Source organism: Kribbella sp. NPDC004536, from assembly GCF_042873835.1.
Classification (GTDB): Bacteria; Actinomycetota; Actinomycetes; order Propionibacteriales; family Kribbellaceae; genus Kribbella.
Genome location: NZ_JBIALY010000002.1, coordinates 525,000 through 542,313 on the forward strand (window position 1 = coordinate 525,000; position 17,314 = coordinate 542,313).

Annotated in this window: 15 protein-coding genes; 9 read left to right on the forward strand and 6 right to left on the reverse strand. The window is 69.7% G+C overall.

Annotation, left to right across the window (positions count from 1 at the left end; genetic code table 11):
- Positions 1-44 precede the first annotated feature (44 nt).
- Positions 45-2,069 carry a primosomal protein N' gene (locus tag ACFYRU_RS17385; RefSeq protein ID WP_387659444.1) on the forward strand — a complete coding sequence of 675 codons (2,025 nt, stop codon included), beginning with the start codon at positions 45-47 and terminating at the stop codon, positions 2,067-2,069.
- A gap of 1 nt (position 2,070) precedes the next feature.
- Here the strand turns inward: ACFYRU_RS17385 and ACFYRU_RS17390 are convergent, their stop codons facing one another.
- Positions 2,071-3,144 (reverse strand): phosphotransferase enzyme family protein, encoded by a 1,074-nt coding sequence (locus ACFYRU_RS17390; protein ID WP_387659447.1) that lies wholly within the window; start codon positions 3,142-3,144, stop codon positions 2,071-2,073.
- A 191-nt stretch (positions 3,145-3,335) separates the two neighbouring features.
- Positions 3,336-4,325 carry a helix-turn-helix domain-containing protein gene (locus ACFYRU_RS17395; RefSeq protein ID WP_387659450.1) on the reverse strand — a complete coding sequence of 330 codons (990 nt, stop codon included), beginning with the start codon at positions 4,323-4,325 and terminating at the stop codon, positions 3,336-3,338.
- Positions 4,326-4,389: 64 nt separating this feature from the next.
- Between ACFYRU_RS17395 and ACFYRU_RS17400 the strand changes: the two genes are divergently transcribed.
- The gene (locus ACFYRU_RS17400; protein WP_387659453.1) at positions 4,390-5,601 is read left to right on the forward strand and encodes an MDR family MFS transporter; all 1,212 of its coding nucleotides are present in this window, start codon (positions 4,390-4,392) and stop codon (positions 5,599-5,601) included.
- On the opposite strand, the gene ACFYRU_RS17405 is transcribed toward ACFYRU_RS17400, so the two are convergent.
- On the reverse strand, positions 5,534-6,841 hold the full coding sequence (locus ACFYRU_RS17405; protein ID WP_387659456.1) for an MFS transporter: 1,308 nt from the start codon (positions 6,839-6,841) through the stop codon (positions 5,534-5,536). The two genes, ACFYRU_RS17400 and ACFYRU_RS17405, sit on opposite strands and share 68 nt — an antisense overlap.
- A gap of 70 nt (positions 6,842-6,911) precedes the next feature.
- Here ACFYRU_RS17405 and ACFYRU_RS17410 point away from each other — a divergent pair, with 70 nt between their 5' ends.
- A complete protein-coding gene (locus ACFYRU_RS17410) occupies positions 6,912-7,907 on the forward strand; it encodes an Lrp/AsnC family transcriptional regulator (RefSeq protein ID WP_387659459.1) in 996 nt (331 codons plus the stop codon).
- The gene (locus ACFYRU_RS17415; RefSeq protein ID WP_387659461.1) at positions 7,904-8,515 is read left to right on the forward strand and encodes an HAD family hydrolase; all 612 of its coding nucleotides are present in this window, start codon (positions 7,904-7,906) and stop codon (positions 8,513-8,515) included. Before ACFYRU_RS17410 ends, ACFYRU_RS17415 begins: the two co-directional genes overlap by 4 nt.
- Here ACFYRU_RS17415 and ACFYRU_RS17420 read toward each other — a convergent pair.
- Both ACFYRU_RS17420 and ACFYRU_RS17425 read right to left on the reverse strand, forming a co-directional pair.
- On the reverse strand, positions 8,512-9,627 hold the full coding sequence (locus tag ACFYRU_RS17420) for a hypothetical protein (protein ID WP_387659463.1): 1,116 nt from the start codon (positions 9,625-9,627) through the stop codon (positions 8,512-8,514). The two genes, ACFYRU_RS17415 and ACFYRU_RS17420, sit on opposite strands and share 4 nt — an antisense overlap.
- Positions 9,628-11,037, reverse strand: coding sequence for a C39 family peptidase (locus ACFYRU_RS17425; protein WP_387659466.1), 1,410 nt, complete (start codon positions 11,035-11,037; stop codon positions 9,628-9,630). It lies immediately after the preceding gene.
- A gap of 158 nt (positions 11,038-11,195) precedes the next feature.
- Between ACFYRU_RS17425 and def the strand changes: the two genes are divergently transcribed.
- From def to ACFYRU_RS17445, 4 genes are read left to right on the forward strand one after another with little or no spacing between them, the layout of a single operon-like run.
- Positions 11,196-11,744 (forward strand): peptide deformylase, encoded by a 549-nt coding sequence (gene def, locus ACFYRU_RS17430; protein WP_387659469.1) that lies wholly within the window; start codon positions 11,196-11,198, stop codon positions 11,742-11,744.
- A 10-nt stretch (positions 11,745-11,754) separates the two neighbouring features.
- Positions 11,755-12,687 (forward strand): methionyl-tRNA formyltransferase, encoded by a 933-nt coding sequence (gene fmt / locus ACFYRU_RS17435; RefSeq protein ID WP_387659472.1) that lies wholly within the window; start codon positions 11,755-11,757, stop codon positions 12,685-12,687.
- Positions 12,684-14,090, forward strand: a complete 1,407-nt coding sequence (locus ACFYRU_RS17440) for an RsmB/NOP family class I SAM-dependent RNA methyltransferase (RefSeq protein ID WP_387659474.1) — start codon at positions 12,684-12,686, stop codon at positions 14,088-14,090. Before fmt ends, ACFYRU_RS17440 begins: the two co-directional genes overlap by 4 nt.
- Complete coding sequence (locus tag ACFYRU_RS17445; RefSeq protein WP_387659477.1) at positions 14,087-15,049, forward strand: DMT family transporter; 963 nt, start codon at positions 14,087-14,089, stop codon at positions 15,047-15,049. Before ACFYRU_RS17440 ends, ACFYRU_RS17445 begins: the two co-directional genes overlap by 4 nt.
- Here ACFYRU_RS17445 and ACFYRU_RS17450 read toward each other — a convergent pair.
- Positions 15,046-15,999, reverse strand: a complete 954-nt coding sequence (locus ACFYRU_RS17450) for a DMT family transporter (RefSeq protein ID WP_387659480.1) — start codon at positions 15,997-15,999, stop codon at positions 15,046-15,048. The genes ACFYRU_RS17445 and ACFYRU_RS17450 overlap by 4 nt on opposite strands.
- A gap of 100 nt (positions 16,000-16,099) precedes the next feature.
- Here ACFYRU_RS17450 and ACFYRU_RS17455 point away from each other — a divergent pair, with 100 nt between their 5' ends.
- Positions 16,100-17,308: a cysteine desulfurase-like protein gene (locus tag ACFYRU_RS17455; RefSeq protein ID WP_387659483.1), complete on the forward strand. Its 1,209-nt coding sequence runs from the start codon at positions 16,100-16,102 to the stop codon at positions 17,306-17,308.
- Positions 17,309-17,314: the final 6 nt, after the last annotated feature.

Sequence of the window (17,314 nt, forward strand, 5' to 3'; positions counted from 1 at the left end):
TCGGCCTCCGACGGAGTGTCGTCGTGGCCGACTAGAGTTTCCCGGTGACATCGAACGGAGACTCCCCGCAGCAGTTGACGCTGCTGCGCGACACCGTTCGCAAGTCGCGCACCAAGGAACCGGCCGAGATCACCACGACGTTGCCGGTGGCCCGGATCGCGGTCGATGTCTCGCTGCCGCATCTGGACCGGCCGTTCGACTACCTGGTCCCGGACGACATGGCCGCGGCCGCGCAGCCTGGCGCGCGGGTGAAGGTACGGTTCGCCGGCAAGGACCTGGACGGGTTCGTACTGGAGCGACTGGCTGAGTCCGATCACGACGGCAAGCTGGTCCGGCTGCGCAAGGTGGTTTCTCCCGAGCGTGTGCTGACACCGGAGATCGCGGACCTGTGCCGAGCGGTCGCCGATCGGTACGCCGGGGTGTTCGCCGATGTCACCCGCCTGGCGGTCCCGCCCCGGCACGCCAAGGTGGAGAACGAGTCGCTGCGCTGCGACCAGCCCGCCTTGCCGCCGGCGTCGACGTCGCGCTCCGAGTGGTCGCCGTACCCTGCTGGCTTCCTCGACGCGATCGCCCGCGGCGAGGCGCCGCGCGCGGTGTGGACCGCCGTACCGGGGGCTGACTGGCCGCTGGCGTTCGCGCAGGCGGCCGCGGTGTGTGCGGCGTCGGGTCGTGGGGCGTTGCTGCTCGCGCCGGACGCACGGGATCTGGAGCGGCTGGCGGCGGCGTGTGCGTCGGTGTTGGGGGAGTCGGGGTTCGTCACGCTGTCGGCTGATCTGGGGCCGACGGCTCGTTATCGCGCGTTCCTGTCCGCGTTGCACGGTCGCGCCCGGGTGGTGATCGGGACCCGCGCCGCGGCGTTCGCGCCGGTGGCGGACCTCGGGTTGGTGGCGATGTGGGACGACGGCGACGAGTCGTACGCCGAACCGCGCGCGCCGTACCCGCATGCCCGGGAAGTCCTGCTGCTACGGGCGTTCCGGCAGCAGTGCGCGGCCCTCCTCGGTGGGTACGCGCGGTCGGCCGAGGCGGCGGCGCTGATCGAGTCCGGGTTCGCGCACGAGCTGATCGCGGACCGGAAGGTGATCCGCGCGGCGGCGCCGTCGGTACACATCGCGGGGGAGTCCGACATCGACCTCGCGCGGGACCCGTCGGCGCGGGCGGCGCGATTGCCGCACCGGGCGTTCGAGATCGCGCGCGAGGGGCTGCGGTCCGGGCCGGTGCTGGTCCAGGTCCCGCGCGCCGGGTACTTGCCGAGCCTGGTCTGCCAGACGTGCCGGGCGCCTTCGCGGTGCTCGACGTGTGGCGGGACCTTGCGCCGTACCGGGGGATCCGGGCCGGCGAGCTGCAGCGTGTGTGGTCGTCCCGCGGCGGACCACCGCTGTCCGGAGTGCGGCGACACCCGGATGCGCGCCGCGATCATCGGTGCGCGTCGGACGGCGGAAGAACTCGGGCGGGCGTTCCCGGGCGTCGTCGTACGGACGTCGGGCGGCGACAACGTACTCGACTCGGTGTCGGACGCGCCCGCGTTGATCGTCACCACCCCAGGCGCCGAACCTGTCGCCGAGGGCGGGTATGCCGCCGCGCTTCTCCTGGACACCTGGCTGATGCTCTCCCGTCCCGACCTGCGGGCCGCCGAGGAAGCCGTCCGCCGTTGGTTCAACGCGGCCGCCCTGGTCCGCCCAGGCGCTCCCGTCATCCTCGTGGGCGACCCGTCCGCCCTTCCCCTGCAGGCGATCGTCCGCTGGAGTCCCGAAGGGTACGCCCTCCGAGAGATCGAAGAACGCCGTACCGCCCGGCTCGCCCCGGCGGCCAAACTCGCGGAGCTGACCGGCCCGCCGGAATCCGTGAACGACCTGATCACCCGCCTTCGCGAGCTGATCCCGCCGTCCGCCGGCCTGGAGGTCCTCGGCCCGGTGGACATCGACGACGAAACAGCCCGCGCCGTGGTCCGCACCCCGCGTACCCACGGCGCGACGCTGGTCCGCTCGCTCAAGGAAGCCCAATCGGCCCGGGCCACCAAGAAGAACCCGGGCACGGTCCGCCTCCAGGTCGACCCCCCGAACTTCGGCTGACCTACCGTCCGAAGGCCTTTCGGGTTGCCGCCGCGGTGGTCGTGAAGTACTCAGCCGGCTCGAGGAACCACCACTCCTCGAACGGCACGCCCTTGGTGAGGTCGCGCCGGTAGCCGAAGCACACCAGGTAGAGCGGCCTGATGTACATCACGCCTTCGAGCCGGTCGAGTTCCTCGTCGGTCAGCTCGACGTGCTTGCGGTACGCCCGGACCACTGCTTCGACGCGTTCCTCGTTGGTGCTTCTCGTCGGAGCCCAGTTCCCGGTTCCCCACAGCAGGTACGCGAGGTCGGACAGCCGTGGACCGCGCCCGGAGGCCTTCCAGTTGATTGCCACCGGCCCGTTCTTGCCGATGACCGCGTGATCGGGAGCATGCAGGAGGTTGCCGTGTACGAGTCCCTCGGGCAGACCGTCACCGTCGTCCGCGGAGCGTACCTGGTCGAGAAGCTGCTCGAACCGCTCGCGGTCGGCCGCCCCCACCTTCGTGTCAACCGCGTCGAGAAACGCCAAGCCCGCAAGGAGATCCTGCCGCGGCTCGCCCATCCGCCGAGGGTCCTCACCGCTCGCTCCACCAGGCCGGCTGACGGTCTCGTCGAACGGCAACGCGTGCAGCCGTCCGAGCAGGTCCGCCATCATCTCGAACCCTTGCTCCGCCGGCAGCGGGGTGTGTTCGATGTACTCGGTGACGAGCACTGCGCTGCCGTCGAAGTCGGACACCGCGTCGTCGACCGCGAGCCGTTCGGCCGGGTAGTCGTGGTGCTCGAGAAACCGCAGGACCGCGGCGTCGCCCTCGACGTCGGCCCGCGGCCGGGCCGGGGGAAACGCCCGCGCGATCCACGGCGGACCGTCGTTCCGGTCGATGCGGAAGACGTACGTCTTGTGCACGCTGAGCTTGGTCGCCGCGACCGCGTCGATCCCGTAGCGGTCCCGCAGGTGGACGACCAGCCGTTCGCCGTCCGGCTCGTGGTAGATGCGGTCGTTCAGACCTTCGAGATCGGTCAGCGCTTCGGTGTACCGCTGGCCGGTCTCCTCGGCGTGCCGCCGTACGACCTTCTTGAAATTGCCGTCCTTCGTCATGACAAGCCTCCTCGTCGACACCGTCGCCCCCCAGTGACGTGGTGTACGGAGTTGGCCTGCTGGCATCGACGACCGAGAGGGCTGATTCCCCTTCGCCCGATGGAACCCCGACTGGGGCGGATGTCCCACGGCTCGGCGACCGGTCGGCGCCGTTTGCCAATCTGTCCGATCGCCGCGGGGCTTGTCAAGGATCAGGCGGTTGTCGCGAGCGTCGTGGAGGCGGCGAGGAGTTGGTTGCCGAGCGAGGTGCGGTGGTAGAGGACGGTGCGGCCGTCGCGGCGGGAGGTGACGACGCCGGCGTTGCGCAGGATGCTGAGGTGGACGCTGAGGGTGGGGGCGGAGACGCCGAGCTGGTTGGCCAGGTGCGTGGTGGACATCGGGAGATCCAGGTGGCTGACGATGGCGGCCCGGGTGCGGCCGACCAGGTCCGCGAGGGGTGAGTCCGTGGTGTCCTGGCGGTCTTCCCAGAGGCGGCCGAGGCCTCTCGGCGGGTACGTGATCGTGGGGACATGCGGCGCCGCGGTGACGGCCAGGCCGGCCGGCCAGGTGAAGACGCAGGGGACCAGCAGGAGACCTTGGCCGGCCATCGGTTCGCCGTCGCAGCAGTACGGGCGGTCGATCTCGATCCGGTCGCTGCGGTAGTGGATCGACGGGTGCAGGTTGCGGAACAGGCGTTCCAGGCCGCCGCTCGCCAGTTCGTCGAGGCGGAACGCGAGGTCTTCCTGGAGCAGCGCGCGCATCCGGCGCCAGTCGGGTTCGAGGGCGCGCCGCCAGTACGAGTCCAGAGCCGACGTGATCCGGTCCAAGCCGCGGGCGGGGTGCGCGATCAGCTCGGGCAGCAGCGGGTGCGGGGTGTCGGTGTTGAGCTTGCCGAGCTCGCTCACGACGAGGTCGAGGGGTGTGGCGGCGACGGTGGCCAGGCCGGACTCGAAGCTCGTCGACCGCCGCGGCGGCGCGGGCGTGAGGAAGTCCGGCACGTAGCCGTACGGCGGGATGAGGGCCTTGAGCAACGTCAGGTCGTCGCCCTCGATGGTGGGCCGGACCTTCTGCAGCCACGGGCCGTGCACGCTGCGCGCGGTGTTGTTGCTGAGCGCCCGGACGCTCGTCATCGCCTCCCACAGCGGCGACAGTGCGAACCGGATCCGCCCGACGTCCCCGGCGGTCAGCCTGATCGTGATCACCGCCCAAGATTAGCCCTGGGACTAATCGTCGACAAGGCGGCCTCGACCCCGGACAGTTGATGCCATGAGCGCGATCACCGCCGACGGCACCCGTACCACCGCACTCCCGCGGGCGTTCTGGGCACTGTGGGTGTGCCAGTTGGTCAACCGGCTCGGGAGCTTTGTCCAGCCGTTCCTCGTCCTTTACCTCACTCATGACCGCCACCTCACTGCTGGTACGGCCGGAGCCGTCGCGGCCGCTGTCGGCGCCGGGACCGTCACCGCCCAACTCGCCGGCGGGTTCCTGTCCGACCGCGTCGGGCGCCGCCTGACCATGCTGATCTGCTTCTTCGGTACGGCGGCCGCCCTGGTCCTGCTCGGATCCGCCCGCGACATGGCGCTGATCTGGGTCTGTGCGTTCCTCGTCGGCCTGCTCGGCGACCTGTTCCGCCCGGCGGTCCAGGCGACGGTCGCGGACCTGCTCGATCCGACCGAGCGGGTCCGCGCGTACGGCTTGCTGTTCTGGGCGATCAACCTCGGCTTCTCGGTCTCGACCGTCGCCGCCGGTGTGCTCGCGTCGTTCGGGTACGGCCTGCTGTTCTGGGTGAACGCGGCGACGTCGGTGATCGCCGGCCTGGTGATCTGGTCGATGGTGCCGGAGAGCCGCCCGGCGCCCGAGGACAATTCGGTACGCCGGTCGCTGCTGCCGGTGGTGATCCGCGACCACGTGTTCCTGCTGATGATCCTGATCCAGATCGGCTACGCGACGATCTACATGCAGGGCTACTCGACCCTCCCGCTGGCGATGTCGGACGACGGTCTCTCCTCCCGGACGTACGGCCTGGTGATCGCGCTGAACGGTGTCGTGATCGTGCTGATCCAGCCGTTCCTCGGCAAGTGGATGGTGACGCTGGACCGGCCGAAGTTGCTCGCGGCCTCGATGCTGGTCGTCGGTCTCGGGTTCGGCCTCGGCGCGGTCGTCCACAGCTGGTGGGGCTACGGGCTGTCGGTGGTGGTGTGGACGATCGGCGAGATCGGCTTCGCCGCAGTGATTGGTGCGGTGTTCGCCGATCTCGCCCCGGTCGACCTGCGCGGCCGCTACATGGGCCTGTCCGGGATGGCGTTCGGCGTCGGTACGGTCGTCGGCCCGCTGGCCGGTACGAACGCGCTCGAGCACCTCGGCCCGACGGTCACCTGGCTCGGCTGCGCCGTTCTCGGCGTCGCGATCTTCATCGGCCAGTACTCGCTGGCGCCCGCTCTGCACGCCCGAGCCGAAGCGAACGCGGCGACCGCATGAGGTGCGCGGTCGCGACCGTCACCACGATCGCCGCGACCGCCACCCACACGGCACGGTCGATCGTCACCGGGTGCTGCAGGAACACCGATCCGAACGCCGCCACCCCGAGCGTCCCACCGAACTGCTGGACCGCGTTGAGCAGTCCTGCAGCGGACCCGGTCTGATGTGGCTCCACCCGGTGCAGTGCCTCGGTGAAGAACGACGTCGTGAACAGTCCGACACCGGCACCACCGAGCGCGAGCGCGGGCAGCAACGCGTACGGCGCGATCGCCAGGCCGGCAAGCAGTATGCCGAGTCCGGCGTACATGAGCCGCGAACCGAAGCGTGCGACCAGCCACTGGCCCGCTGCCAACGAGGCGATTCCGGACGCCGCCGACCACGGGAGGAGGACGAGGCTCGAGCGCATCACGGTGTGATGCAGCGTCAGTTGCTGATGCAGTACGACGACCAACGTCACGCCGCTCATCACCGAGAAGAACAACGCCGAGGTGATCAGCGCGGGCGCGAACCCGCGATGCTCGAACAGGCTCCGCTCGATCAGGTCCTTGCGCAGGAAGCACAGTCCGAGGAACAGGACACCGGGAGCGAGTAGGTACCACGCCTGCGACTGCAGGATCGGGTACACGACGAGACCCGTGCCGCTGATGAGCAGCACCGTCCCGATCAGATCGATCCGCTGCGGAGCGGCCGACTCGGGCAACAGGTGGGACAGGGAGAGTACGGCAAGGCCGAGCGGCACGTTGACGAGGAAGACGGCGCGCCACGAGGTCGTCTCGGTGATGACGCCGCCGAGCAGCGGACCGGAGATGCCGGCCAGTCCCATCACGGGGCCGATCGTGCCGAGTGCCTTGGACAGTTCGCGGCCGGTGAAGCTCGTCTTGATCAGGCCGATCGTTTGTGGAATCACCAACGCGGCTGCGGCGCCCTGTACGGCGCGGAAGCCGATCAGCGACGCCGACGTGGTCGCGAGCGCGCACGCTGTCGACGTGAGTACGAAGACGGCGACGCCGATCCGGAAGCAGCGCCGTCGGCCGAAGCGGTCGCCTAGCCGTCCACCGGTGATCAGCAACGCCGCGAACGGCAATGTGTACGCGGCGCTGAACCACTGGAGATCTGATGTACGGCCGCCGAGGTCTGTGTGGATCACCGGGGCCGCGACCTGGACGATCGTCGCGTCGAGCAGGTTCATCGCCTCGGCGACCAGGAGGGCGATCAGCCCGATCCATCGCATGTTTTTCATACCGCCACGATCTGGTCCGGCCGCTTGATCTTCCATCTATCATCAGGAATCTGCAGGAATCTTCCATTCGATGGCGAGATCGGCGATGATCGTCACCATGCTGGATGAGATCGACCGGGCCTTGCTCCACGCGCTGCAGCTGGACGGCAGGGCGCCGTACAGCCGGATCGGGGAGGTGCTCGGCGTCTCCACGCAGACCGTGGCGCGCCGGTTCAACCGGCTGCGTGCCGAGGCCGGACTGCGCGTGACCGCGCTGCCTGATCCGCAGGCCGCCGGTCGCTCGCAGTGGCTACTCCGACTGACCGCGGCGCCGCAGACCGCGCAGGATCTTGCAGGCGCCCTGTCGCGCCGCCCGGACACCAGTTGGGTCAAACTCGCGTCCGGCGGCACCGAGATCGTGTCGATCGTGCACAGTACGCCGACCGACAGGAACGCCCTGCTGCTGAACGACATCCCGCGTACCAGCAGCATCACCTCGGTCTCGGCGCACTACCTCCTGCACCTGTACGTCGGCGGTTCGACGGCCTGGCGTGGTCGCGCGAAGACGCTCACCGAGGCGCAGGTCGCCGCCCTGACCCGAGCCCGCCGCGGCGAGCCGACGACGTTAGGCCCCGACGACGCGAAGCTGCTGACGGCACTCGGGGAGGACGGGCGAGCCACCCTCGCGGACCTGGCTGTACGGACAGGATGGTCCACGGCCACCGTCGCACGGCGGCTCGACGAGTTGCTGCAGAGCGGCGCGATCTTCCTCGACGTGGACGTGGACCCGATGACATTCGGGTTCACCACCAGCGCCATGCTGTGGCTGTCCGTGCCACCCGCGCATCTCGACGCCGTCGGGCGGGCCCTCGCCGAGCACGACGAACTGGTCTTCGTCGCCGCGACGACCGGCCGGACCAACCTGGTCACGCAGGCGATCTGTACCGGACCGGACGCACTGCATACGTACCTGACCCAACGCCTCGGCGCGATCGAGCACATCACGGCGATCGAGACCGTACCGATCCTGCGGACCGTGAAAGCCGCGGCCCCGTTCGCGCCAGGTCTCGTAGGGTGGCGGGTATGACTGAGCGGATGACCGACGTGGTCGTGTTCGACATCGGTGGGGTGCTGCTGGACTGGAGTCCGACGTACCTGTACGCCGACCTGATCCCGGACGAGGAGGAGCGGACCCACTTCCTGACCAACGTCACGACGCCGGCCTGGAACCACACGCTGGACGAAGGACGCCCGTGGGCCGAGGCAGTCGCGGAGTTGAAGAGCCTGCACCCGGAGCATGCCGAGTGGATCGAGGCGTACGACACCGGGTGGCTGAAGATGGTGAAGGGCGTGTTCGAGGACACCGCCGCGGTCCTCAAGGAGCTTCAGGCGGCCGGCGTACCGACGTACGCGCTGACGAACTTCTCCGCCGACAAGTGGGAGGTGGCGAAGGACGCGTTCGGAGTCCTCCGGCACTTCGACGGCGAGATCGTCTCCGGCGCCGAGCAGATCGCGAAGCCGGACGAGAAGATCTACCGGATCCTGATCGAGCGCTTCGACCTGGACCCGGCACGGACCTTCTACACCGACGACATGGCGTACAACGTCGACGGCGCCCGGGCGGTCGGCCTCGACGCCGAACTCTTCACCGGCGCCACAACCCTCCGCACCCAACTCGCTGCCCGGGGCCTCTAAACCGCGGCCGAGATCGTTTCGGTGTACGCCGGGGTGGTCGCGAGGTAGGCCGCTTCGACGTAGATGGTGTTGTTCTGGCAGGTCATCGGCGTGAGTGCCACGCCGGGCTTGCCGCCGTACATGGTCTGCGGTTTGGTGAGACCGGGGCGCCAGCGGTTGATCTGGTACGTGTCCTCGCCGGTGGCGCCGACGGTGCGCGTCTCCCAGAGGATCCAGTTGCCGCAGGCAAGGATCGTGTCGGTGACGACGGTACCGAGCGGGCGGGCGGGGGAGTCGCCGGACTCGCGGACGTACGCCTTGCTCTGGTACTGATCCGGGTCGTTGGCGCCGACCTCGGACCAGACGGTCGCTCCTTTGACGGTGGCGCCGCTCCACTGGATGCAGTTCGTTGCCGCGGGCACCGGTTGGACCGGGCCGCCGGCGAGGGCCGCGGTCAGGACGCGCTTGCAGCGGCGTGAGGTCTCCGGCGCGACGATCTCGCTGAACGTGACGGTGTCGGCGGACACCACCGGGTCGGCCACGTACCCGGGTGCGTCGACGCAGGTGACGCTGCGGGACTTCAGGGTCGCGAGGTCCGCGACGATCAGGCAGGAACGGTTCTTCGCGTCGGTGGAGCTGTACGCGAACGTGCCGTCGTACGCGCCGATCTCCGGCTCGGACACCGGCGGGATCGCCGGTGCGGTCGCCTTGCCGGAGGTGAGGTCGTAGCGCAGGACCTTGATCTGCGGGTCCGGGCCGTCGGAGCGGATGTCCTCGAGCAGCGCGTAGCGGTCGTCGATCACGACGGGGGACTGGGCGACGAAGCCGGTTGCGGGGACGTGCCGGACCACGGCCCGTTTCGACGTGCGGTCGGTGATGGTCGTCGTACCGGCCTCGTCGCTGCCGCGGGTGACGACGTACTTGCTCTGCTGGGTGACGAGGTGCTGACCGTCGACCGGTTGCCGCAGGACGTTCGCCCACGTGGGCAGTGCCGTACCCACATCCGTCGGTCTCGACGGCGTCGGCGTGGGGGTGGCCGACGGCGTTGGCGTCGGGCTGCTCTCCGGCTTGGTGGTGGAGCAGCCCGCCAGTACGAGGACAAGGGTGCCTACGGCAACGGTACGGCGACGCATCTACAGCCCGATGTTCTGGAAGGAGTTGGCCAGGGTGGCGTTGAACAGGGCGCTCGCGGGGATGTTCCGCGGGCCGTCGGTGACGTTGCCCCGGCTGTTGAAGCGGCGCTCGTTGAACACCTCGAAGATCGCGATCGTGCCGTTCTTCTTGTCGTAGCCGCGGCCGACCTGGTAGTGGCCGCTGTGGTTGAACGCGAGGTACGGGAAGTACCGCTTGAGCAGTTGGACGTGTTCGATCACCGGGGCCTTGTAGACGCCGAGGTGCTTCTGGTGCACGGCGAAGAAGGTCTGCGCGTTCCAGGTCGAGACGCTCTGCACGATGTACGTGCCGGCGGACTTGGGCCAGCTGGTCTTCAGGTTGGTCTGCTGGACCATCGAGGAGATCGCCGTACCGCCGGTGGTCGAGCCGAGGTCCTTCGCCCAGGACGCCTGGGTGTCCTTCTGGTTGTCATCCGCCCAGTCGATCGACTGGAACGTCGCCGGACCGCACCAGTAGCCCTTCTCCTGCGACGTCTGATACCCCTTCATGATGTACGCCGAACCCGGCACCACAACAGGCGCCGCCGGAGTCGTCGGCACCGGCGTGGTCGGAGTCCCGGTGGTCGGAGCCGTCCGCGTAGGGACAATCGTCGGCGTCACGGTGGGTGTTGCGGTCGGGGTGCTCGTCGGGCCGCTGGTCGGCGTGGCCTCAGCGGTTGGCCGGCCGAGGCCCGCCGACGGCTCGGGCGTGCCCTCCTCCTCGGCGTTGGGGGGTGGGGTGTTGGCTTCGGCGAGTTCGCGGAGTTCGCGGGCTTTTTCGCGGCCGTTCCAGGCGGACTGCATCTCGTCCAGTTCGGCGGTGACGCGCCGGCTCTTGGGGAGGGCGGCGCGCTGGGCGACGAACGCGGCGGGGGTGAGGTCACCCGTCGGGATGTCCTGCTCGGCGCCGACCTCGTCCGCGGCGCGCAGACTCGGCTGTTCCATCAGCGCATGCCGCTGAGCACCAGTCGGCACCTGATCCACGAACCCGAGCCCGAGGCAGTAGTTCTCGGTCTCGAGCTTGAAGCACCGAAGCATCGAAGCAGCCTGCGCAGACGTATCTGCGGACCGCAGCTGCACGTCGCCCGGTGAGGTCTCCGTCACCTCTTTCACGACCTCGCTCCACGACCGCGCGGCAGGCGGCTCGTCCGAGCTTGCCGTCGGCGTCGAGCCGGGGCTGGAAGGGGTGGTGGGGTCAGCGGTCGGCTCCCCACTCGCGATCCCGGTCGGTGACCACGGCGTCGCGGTCGCGGACGGTTGGGGGGTCGGTGTCGTACCGGGTGCGGTACGGAGTTCCGGGTCGCGGGGTTGGTAGGCCTGGGCGGTGAGGGGTGCCTGGGTGAGCAGTGCACCCAGAAGGACCAGAGTTGCCCCCCGTGCTGCTGTGAGCATTGGGTCTCCCGAGCGGCGTGTGACGGCAGTGACTGTAGGTACGCCTGAGAACACAGTACGTGCTTGTGGCAACAAACGGGAGGGGGCCTCCCAACAGAACCCACCGCGCAGGCCAACTAAACTGTCCCGGTCCAGGTCCTGAGTGCTGTGGAGAGTCTGTGTCGGTCCAAACCATCCGCCTGTTCGGCGACCCCGTGCTGATCACGAAGGCCGAGCCGGTCGTCGACTTCGACGCCGAGCTGCGCCGCCTGGTCGCGGACCTCACCGACACCATGCAGGACGCGCCCGGTTCCGGCCTGGCCGCGCCGCAGATCGGCGTCGGTCTGCGGGTGTTCACGTACCACGTCGAGGGCGAACTCGGACACCTGATCAACCCGGAGCTGAGGCTGTCGCTGGAGGAGCAGTTCGGCCCCGAGGGCTGCCTGTCGATCCCCGGCCTGACGTTCGACTGCCGGCGCGCCCAGTCGGTGATCGCGAAGGGCTTCAACATGTACGGCGACCCGGTCGTGATCGAGGGCTCCGACCTGCTCGCGCGCTGCATCCAGCACGAGACCGACCACCTCGACGGCGTGCTGTTCGTCGACCGCCTCGACCGCGAGACCCGCAAGGCCGCGATGAAGGCGATCCGCGAAGCCGAATGGTCCGGCCTGTCGGGCCCACCCACGGTCAAGGTGTCACCCCACCCGACGAACGGATTTGGCCTGTGAGAGGTGCACTGTGAGAGTCGTCTTCGCCGGTACGCCGGAACCCGCGGTCACGGCACTCGAGGCGATCGTTGCCAGCCGCCACGAACTGGTCGGGGTGGTGACGCGGCCGGACGCCCCGGCCGGGCGCGGCCGGAAGCTCGTCGCGTCGCCGGTGGCGCAGTACGCGGAGGAGCTCGGCGGGATCGAGATCCTGAAGCCGGTGAAGCCGAGCGACCCGGAGTTCCTGGCGCGGCTGCGGGAAATCGCGCCGGACTGCTGCCCGGTGGTCGCGTACGGCGGTCTGCTGCCGCAGGCGGCGCTCGACATCCCCGAGCACGGCTGGGTCAACCTGCACTTCTCGGTGCTGCCCGCGTGGCGGGGTGCGGCGCCGGTACAGCACTCGATCATCTCCGGTGACGACGTGACCGGCGCGAGTACGTTCCGGATCGTGAAGGCGCTCGACGCCGGCCCGGTGTACGGCGTACTGACCGAGCCGATCGGGCCCGAGGACACCGCCGGCGACCTGCTGCACCGGCTCGCGGTATCCGGATCGAAGCTGCTCGTCGACACGCTCGACGGGATCGAAGCCGGCGTCCTCGAGGCCCGCGAGCAGCCTGCCGACGGGGTGACGCTGGCGCCGAAGATCACCGTCGAGGACGCGGAGCTGGACCTGCACGCACCGGCGCAGCGGGTGGACCGGCTGGTGCGTGGATGCAACCCGGCGCCGGGGGCGTGGACGACCTTCCGGGGCGAGCGACTGAAGGTGCTCGCCGTCCGGCTGACCTCCGACGAACTCAAGCCGGGCGAACTGCTGGCGACCAAGTCGAGCGTGAAGGTCGGCACCGGGAGCAAGGCGGTCGAGCTGGTGACCGTCCAGCCGCAGGGCAAGAAGCCGATGGCAGCCGCGGACTGGGCTCGTGGCGTACGGCTGACAGACGAGGACGTCCTGGGGCCCTCGGCGTGAGTGATCGGTCGCCGCGGAATCGTGGTCCGCAGCGCGGGCCGGATCGGGTACGCCGGGTCGCGTACCAGGTGATCCGCCAGGTCAACGCCGAAGGCGGCTACGCGAACCTCGCCCTGAACAAGGCGCTTCGGGAGTCGCGCCTGTCCGGGCGCGACGCCGCGTTCTGTACGGAACTCGTCCACGGAACGCTGCGCTGGCAGGGCACGTACGACGGCTTCCTCGCGCGCACCGTCTCACGCCCGCTGGACGAGCTGGATCCCGAGCTGCTCGACATGCTCCGCCTCGGCACCCACCAGTTGCTGAACATGCGCGTCGACTCGTACGCCGCCGTGTCCGAGATGGTCACGCTGACCCGTTCCGAACTGGGCCAGAAACGCACCGGCCTGGTCAACGCCGTGCTCCGCAAGATCAGCCAGCGAACCCTGAACCAGTGGATCGACACCGTCGCCCCGCGCTGGGAAGACGATCCGGTCGGCCACCTCGCGATCGCCGAAGCACATCCGCGGTGGGTGGTCGAGTCCTTCGAGCGGGCCCTTGCCGATGGTCCGGGCGCCGCGCCGCCGGGTGAGGCCGCGAACGAGCTGGAGCGGCTGCTGGTGGCGGACAACGACCCGCCTCGGGTCACCTTGGTAGCGCGCCCCGGGCTGTCGGACGTGGAGGAGTTGACCAAGGCCGGTGCGGTTCCGGCCAGGTGGTCGCCGTACGGGGCGGCGCTCGAGGGCGGCGGGGATCCAGGGCGGATCGGCGCCGTCGCGGCCGGTCGTGCCGGGGTGCAGGACGAAGGCTCCCAGCTGGTGGCGATCGCCTTGGCGTCGGTGAAGGTCGACGGGGACGACGCGAACTGGCTCGACCTGTGCGCCGGACCCGGTGGGAAGTCCGCGCTGCTGGCCTCGCTGCTGAAGGACGGGCGGCTGACCGCGGTCGAGCCGCTCAAGCACCGCGCCGAACTGGTCCGGCAGAACCTGCGGGCGATCCCTGGTGATCACCAGGTGCTGGTCGGCGACGGCACCAAGCCGACCTGGCCCGCCGGTTCGTTCGACCGGGTACTCGCGGACGTCCCGTGCAGCGGGCTCGGGGCGCTCCGGCGTCGACCGGAGGCGCGCTGGCGTCGTACGCCGGAAGACATCGAGGCGCTCTGCCCGCTTCAGGAAGCGCTGCTCGACTCCGCACTCACCTCTGTCCGCCCGGGCGGCGTCGTCGCGTACGTGACATGCTCCCCGCATCCGGACGAGACCCGCGCGGTCGTCGACGCCGTACTGGCGCGCCGCGACGACGTGACCCTCGAGGACGCCCGCGCGCTGTTCCCCGGCGTACCGGACCTCGGCGACGGCCCTGACGTCCAGCTCTGGCCGCACCTCCACGGCACCGACGCGATGTACCTCGCGCTGATCCGCCGCACATGAACCGGAAGCATCATCTGGTCGGCCTGTCGGCGGCATTCGGGATCGGGATGCTGGTGGCGGTCCAGTCCCGGATCAACGGCGAGCTCGGCGGTCTGCTCGGCGACGGGATCCCGGCCGCGCTGATCTCGTTCGGCACCGGCCTGTTCGTACTGCTCCTCATCACCGCTGCGGTCCCCGGCGTACGGCGCGGACTGGCCAACGTCTGGCGCCAGATCCGTACACCGATGCGCGGGTACGGCGGCCTGCGCTGGTGGCAGTGTCTCGGCGGCGTCGCGGGAGCGTTCCTCGTCGCGACGCAGTCGATCACCGTCTCCGTCATCGGTGTCGCGGTGTTCCTGGTCGCGGGCGTCGCCGGTCAGGCGATCAGCAGCCTGGTCGTCGACCGCCTCGGGTTCGGCCCGGCCGGCCCGCAGCCGCTCACCGCGCTCCGGATCGTCGGCGCCGCGATCGCCCTCGTTGCAGTCGGACTCGCCGTGTCGGAGCAGTTGAGCCATCCCGACGGCCTGCTGCTCGCGATCCTGCCCGCGCTCGGCGGCGTCGGTACGGCCGTACAGCAAGCCATCAACGGGCGCGTCGCGCGGACAGCCTCCACCGACGCGTACGGCGCGGTCGCGGCCGGCGTGGTGAACTTCCTCGTCGGCTTCCTCGCGCTGCTGCTCGTGTTCGCCGCCGACCTGGCGTTCCGCGGAGCACCGAAGCACCTACCGAGCGAACCGTGGCTGTACTTCGGTGGCATGTGCGGCGTGATCTTCATCAGCGCCGCGGCCGCCGTGGTCCGCGTCGTGGGCGTCTTCGTCCTGGGCCTCGGCACGATCGCCGGCCAGCTGATCGCCAGCCTGTTCATCGACATCTTCGTCCCGGTCACCGACGAGCCGATCACCGCACCCGTGGTCGCCGGAACCCTCCTCGCCCTCCTCGCCGTCGTGGTCGCCGCGGTTCCCAACCTCCGTCGTGCTTAGGTGGTCGCCGCGGCGACCACCGGCTTACGGCGGAGGCCGGCGAACAGGCCTTGGGAGACGGCGACACCGAGCAGGACGATCAGGCCGCCGACCGGCTGGTACCAGGTGATGTGTTCGTTCAGCACGATCACGCCGACCACGATCGAGAACACCGGCATCAGGTACGTCACCATCGACGAGCGGCTCGCGCCGATCAGCCGGATGTTGCGCATGTTGAGGACGAACGCGAGCCCGCTGCCTAGGGCACCGAGCGCGACCACGCTCAGCACGACCTTCAGTGACAGTGACCACGGCGCCGGCGGTGCCTGCCCGGTGACCAGCGGCGCGACGACGGCCAGCTGGACCGTTGCGCAGAGCAACAACGCGGTCGACAACGCCGTACCGGACAACGCCGTACCGGCCAGGAATCGTTTCTGGTAAGGGATCGCGAGCCCGTAGAAGAACGCGGCGAGCATGCACAACCCCTGTCCGACCAGGTTGGCGCCGCCCTGCACCCGCCACGCACCGAGTACGACGAGCATCCCGAGGAACCCGATCAGCAGCCCGAACCCGCGCTGCGCCGAGAACCTCTCGGTCCGGAAGATCAGCACCGCGATCGGCAGCACGATCAGCGGCGTGATGCCGTTCCAGATGCCGGCCAGCAGCGACGGGATCCGCTGCTCGCCGTACCCGAACAGGGTCCACGGGATCGCCGAGCCGATCGCGCCGACCACGAACGAGTGCCCCCACAGCCGCGGGTCGCGCGGCAGCGGCTCGCGCTTCACGATCAGGATCGCGAGCAGTACGACGGAACCGGCCAGCACGCGGCCGAGTGCCAGGTAGAGCGGCGGCAGTTCGCGGACGCCGACCGAGATGAACAGGAAGCTGCAGCCCCAGATCGCCGCGAGGGTGATCATCGTGGGCAGCCAGGCCCGCACAGGAGCGGTGTCAGTAGTCGTATCCGTGCTCACTCCTGACATCCTGCACTAATCGGCGGACAGTTCGTGCATTTTTATCCGTATTCGGGCACGTGGTAGCAATGGGTGTCAGTAGCGAGAGAGGATGACGCGCATGAGTGCCTCCTTCGATGTCGTCGCCGTCCGCAAGCAGTTCCCCGCGCTCGGCGAGGGCGCCGCGCACTTCGACGGGCCGGGCGGTTCGCAGACGCCACAGGCCGTCGCCGACGCGGTCGCGCGGACCATGACGTCCGCACTCGCCAACCGCGGCCAGTTGACTCCCGCCGAGCGACGGGCCGACGAGACGGTCGTGAACGCCCGCCAGGCGATCGCCGACCTGCTCGGCACTACCGCCCAGGGCATTGTCTTCGGCCGCAGCATGACGCAACTCACGTACGACTTCTCCCGGACGCTCGCGAAGACGTGGCAGCCAGGCGACGAGGTGATCGTCACCCGCCTCGACCACGACGCGAACGTCCGGCCCTGGGTGCAGGCCGCCGAGGCCGCCGGCGCCACGCTCAAGTGGCTCGGGTTCGACCCGGAGACCTCCGAACTGGACGACCTCACCCCGCTCCTGTCGGACCGCACCCGCCTGGTTGCGGTCACCGCCGCCTCCAACCTCCTCGGTACGCGTCCCGACACGCAGAAGATCGCCGACCAGGTCCACGAGGCCGGTGCGTTGATTTACGTCGATGGCGTGCACCTGACCGCGCACGCGCCGGTCGACGCGCGGTACGCCGACTTCTACGTCTGCTCGCCGTACAAGTTCTTCGGCCCGCATCTCGGTGCGTTGACCGCGGCGCCGGAGCTGCTCGAGACGCTGCGGCCCGACAAGCTCCTGCCGTCGACGGACGTCGTACCGGAGCGGTTCGAATTCGGCACCCTGCCGTACGAGCTGCTCGCCGGTACGACGGCCGCGGTCGACTTCATCGCCGGTCTCGGCGGCTCCGGCAGCACCCGCCGCGAGCGCCTCGTCAACTCGCTCAACCTGGTCGCGGAACACGAGGACGCGCTCCGCGACGACCTGGAGGCCAGGCTCGCCGCGATCCCGGGGATCAAGCTCCACGGTCACGCCGCGAGCCGTACGCCGACGCTGCTCTTCACGCTCGACGGTCACGAGCCGTCCGCCGTCGCGGAGCACCTTGCCAGGGCCGGCGTGAACGCGCCCGCCGGTTCGTTCTACGCGTACGAACCGGCGCGGCAGCTCGGCCTCGGCCCGGCGGGCGCGGTCCGCGCCGGTCTCGCGCCGTACAACGACCAGTCCGACGTCGACCGTCTCGTGGCCGCGCTGTCCACCTTGACCGGTTCGAGAGGCACTAACTAAAGTCTC

Coding starts and splice junctions, on each gene's coding strand:
- ACFYRU_RS17455 (WP_387659483.1), top strand. CDS start 16,100: ATGAGTGCCTCCTTCGATGTCGTCGCCGTCCGCAAGCAGTTCCCCGCG.
- ACFYRU_RS17420 (WP_387659463.1), bottom strand. CDS start 9,627: ATGCGTCGCCGTACCGTTGCCGTAGGCACCCTTGTCCTCGTACTGGCG.
- ACFYRU_RS17415 (WP_387659461.1), top strand. CDS start 7,904: ATGACTGAGCGGATGACCGACGTGGTCGTGTTCGACATCGGTGGGGTG.
- ACFYRU_RS17405 (WP_387659456.1), bottom strand. CDS start 6,841: ATGAAAAACATGCGATGGATCGGGCTGATCGCCCTCCTGGTCGCCGAG.
- ACFYRU_RS17410 (WP_387659459.1), top strand. CDS start 6,912: ATGGCGAGATCGGCGATGATCGTCACCATGCTGGATGAGATCGACCGG.
- ACFYRU_RS17400 (WP_387659453.1), top strand. CDS start 4,390: ATGAGCGCGATCACCGCCGACGGCACCCGTACCACCGCACTCCCGCGG.
- ACFYRU_RS17390 (WP_387659447.1), bottom strand. CDS start 3,144: ATGACGAAGGACGGCAATTTCAAGAAGGTCGTACGGCGGCACGCCGAG.
- ACFYRU_RS17425 (WP_387659466.1), bottom strand. CDS start 11,037: ATGCTCACAGCAGCACGGGGGGCAACTCTGGTCCTTCTGGGTGCACTG.
- ACFYRU_RS17445 (WP_387659477.1), top strand. CDS start 14,087: ATGAACCGGAAGCATCATCTGGTCGGCCTGTCGGCGGCATTCGGGATC.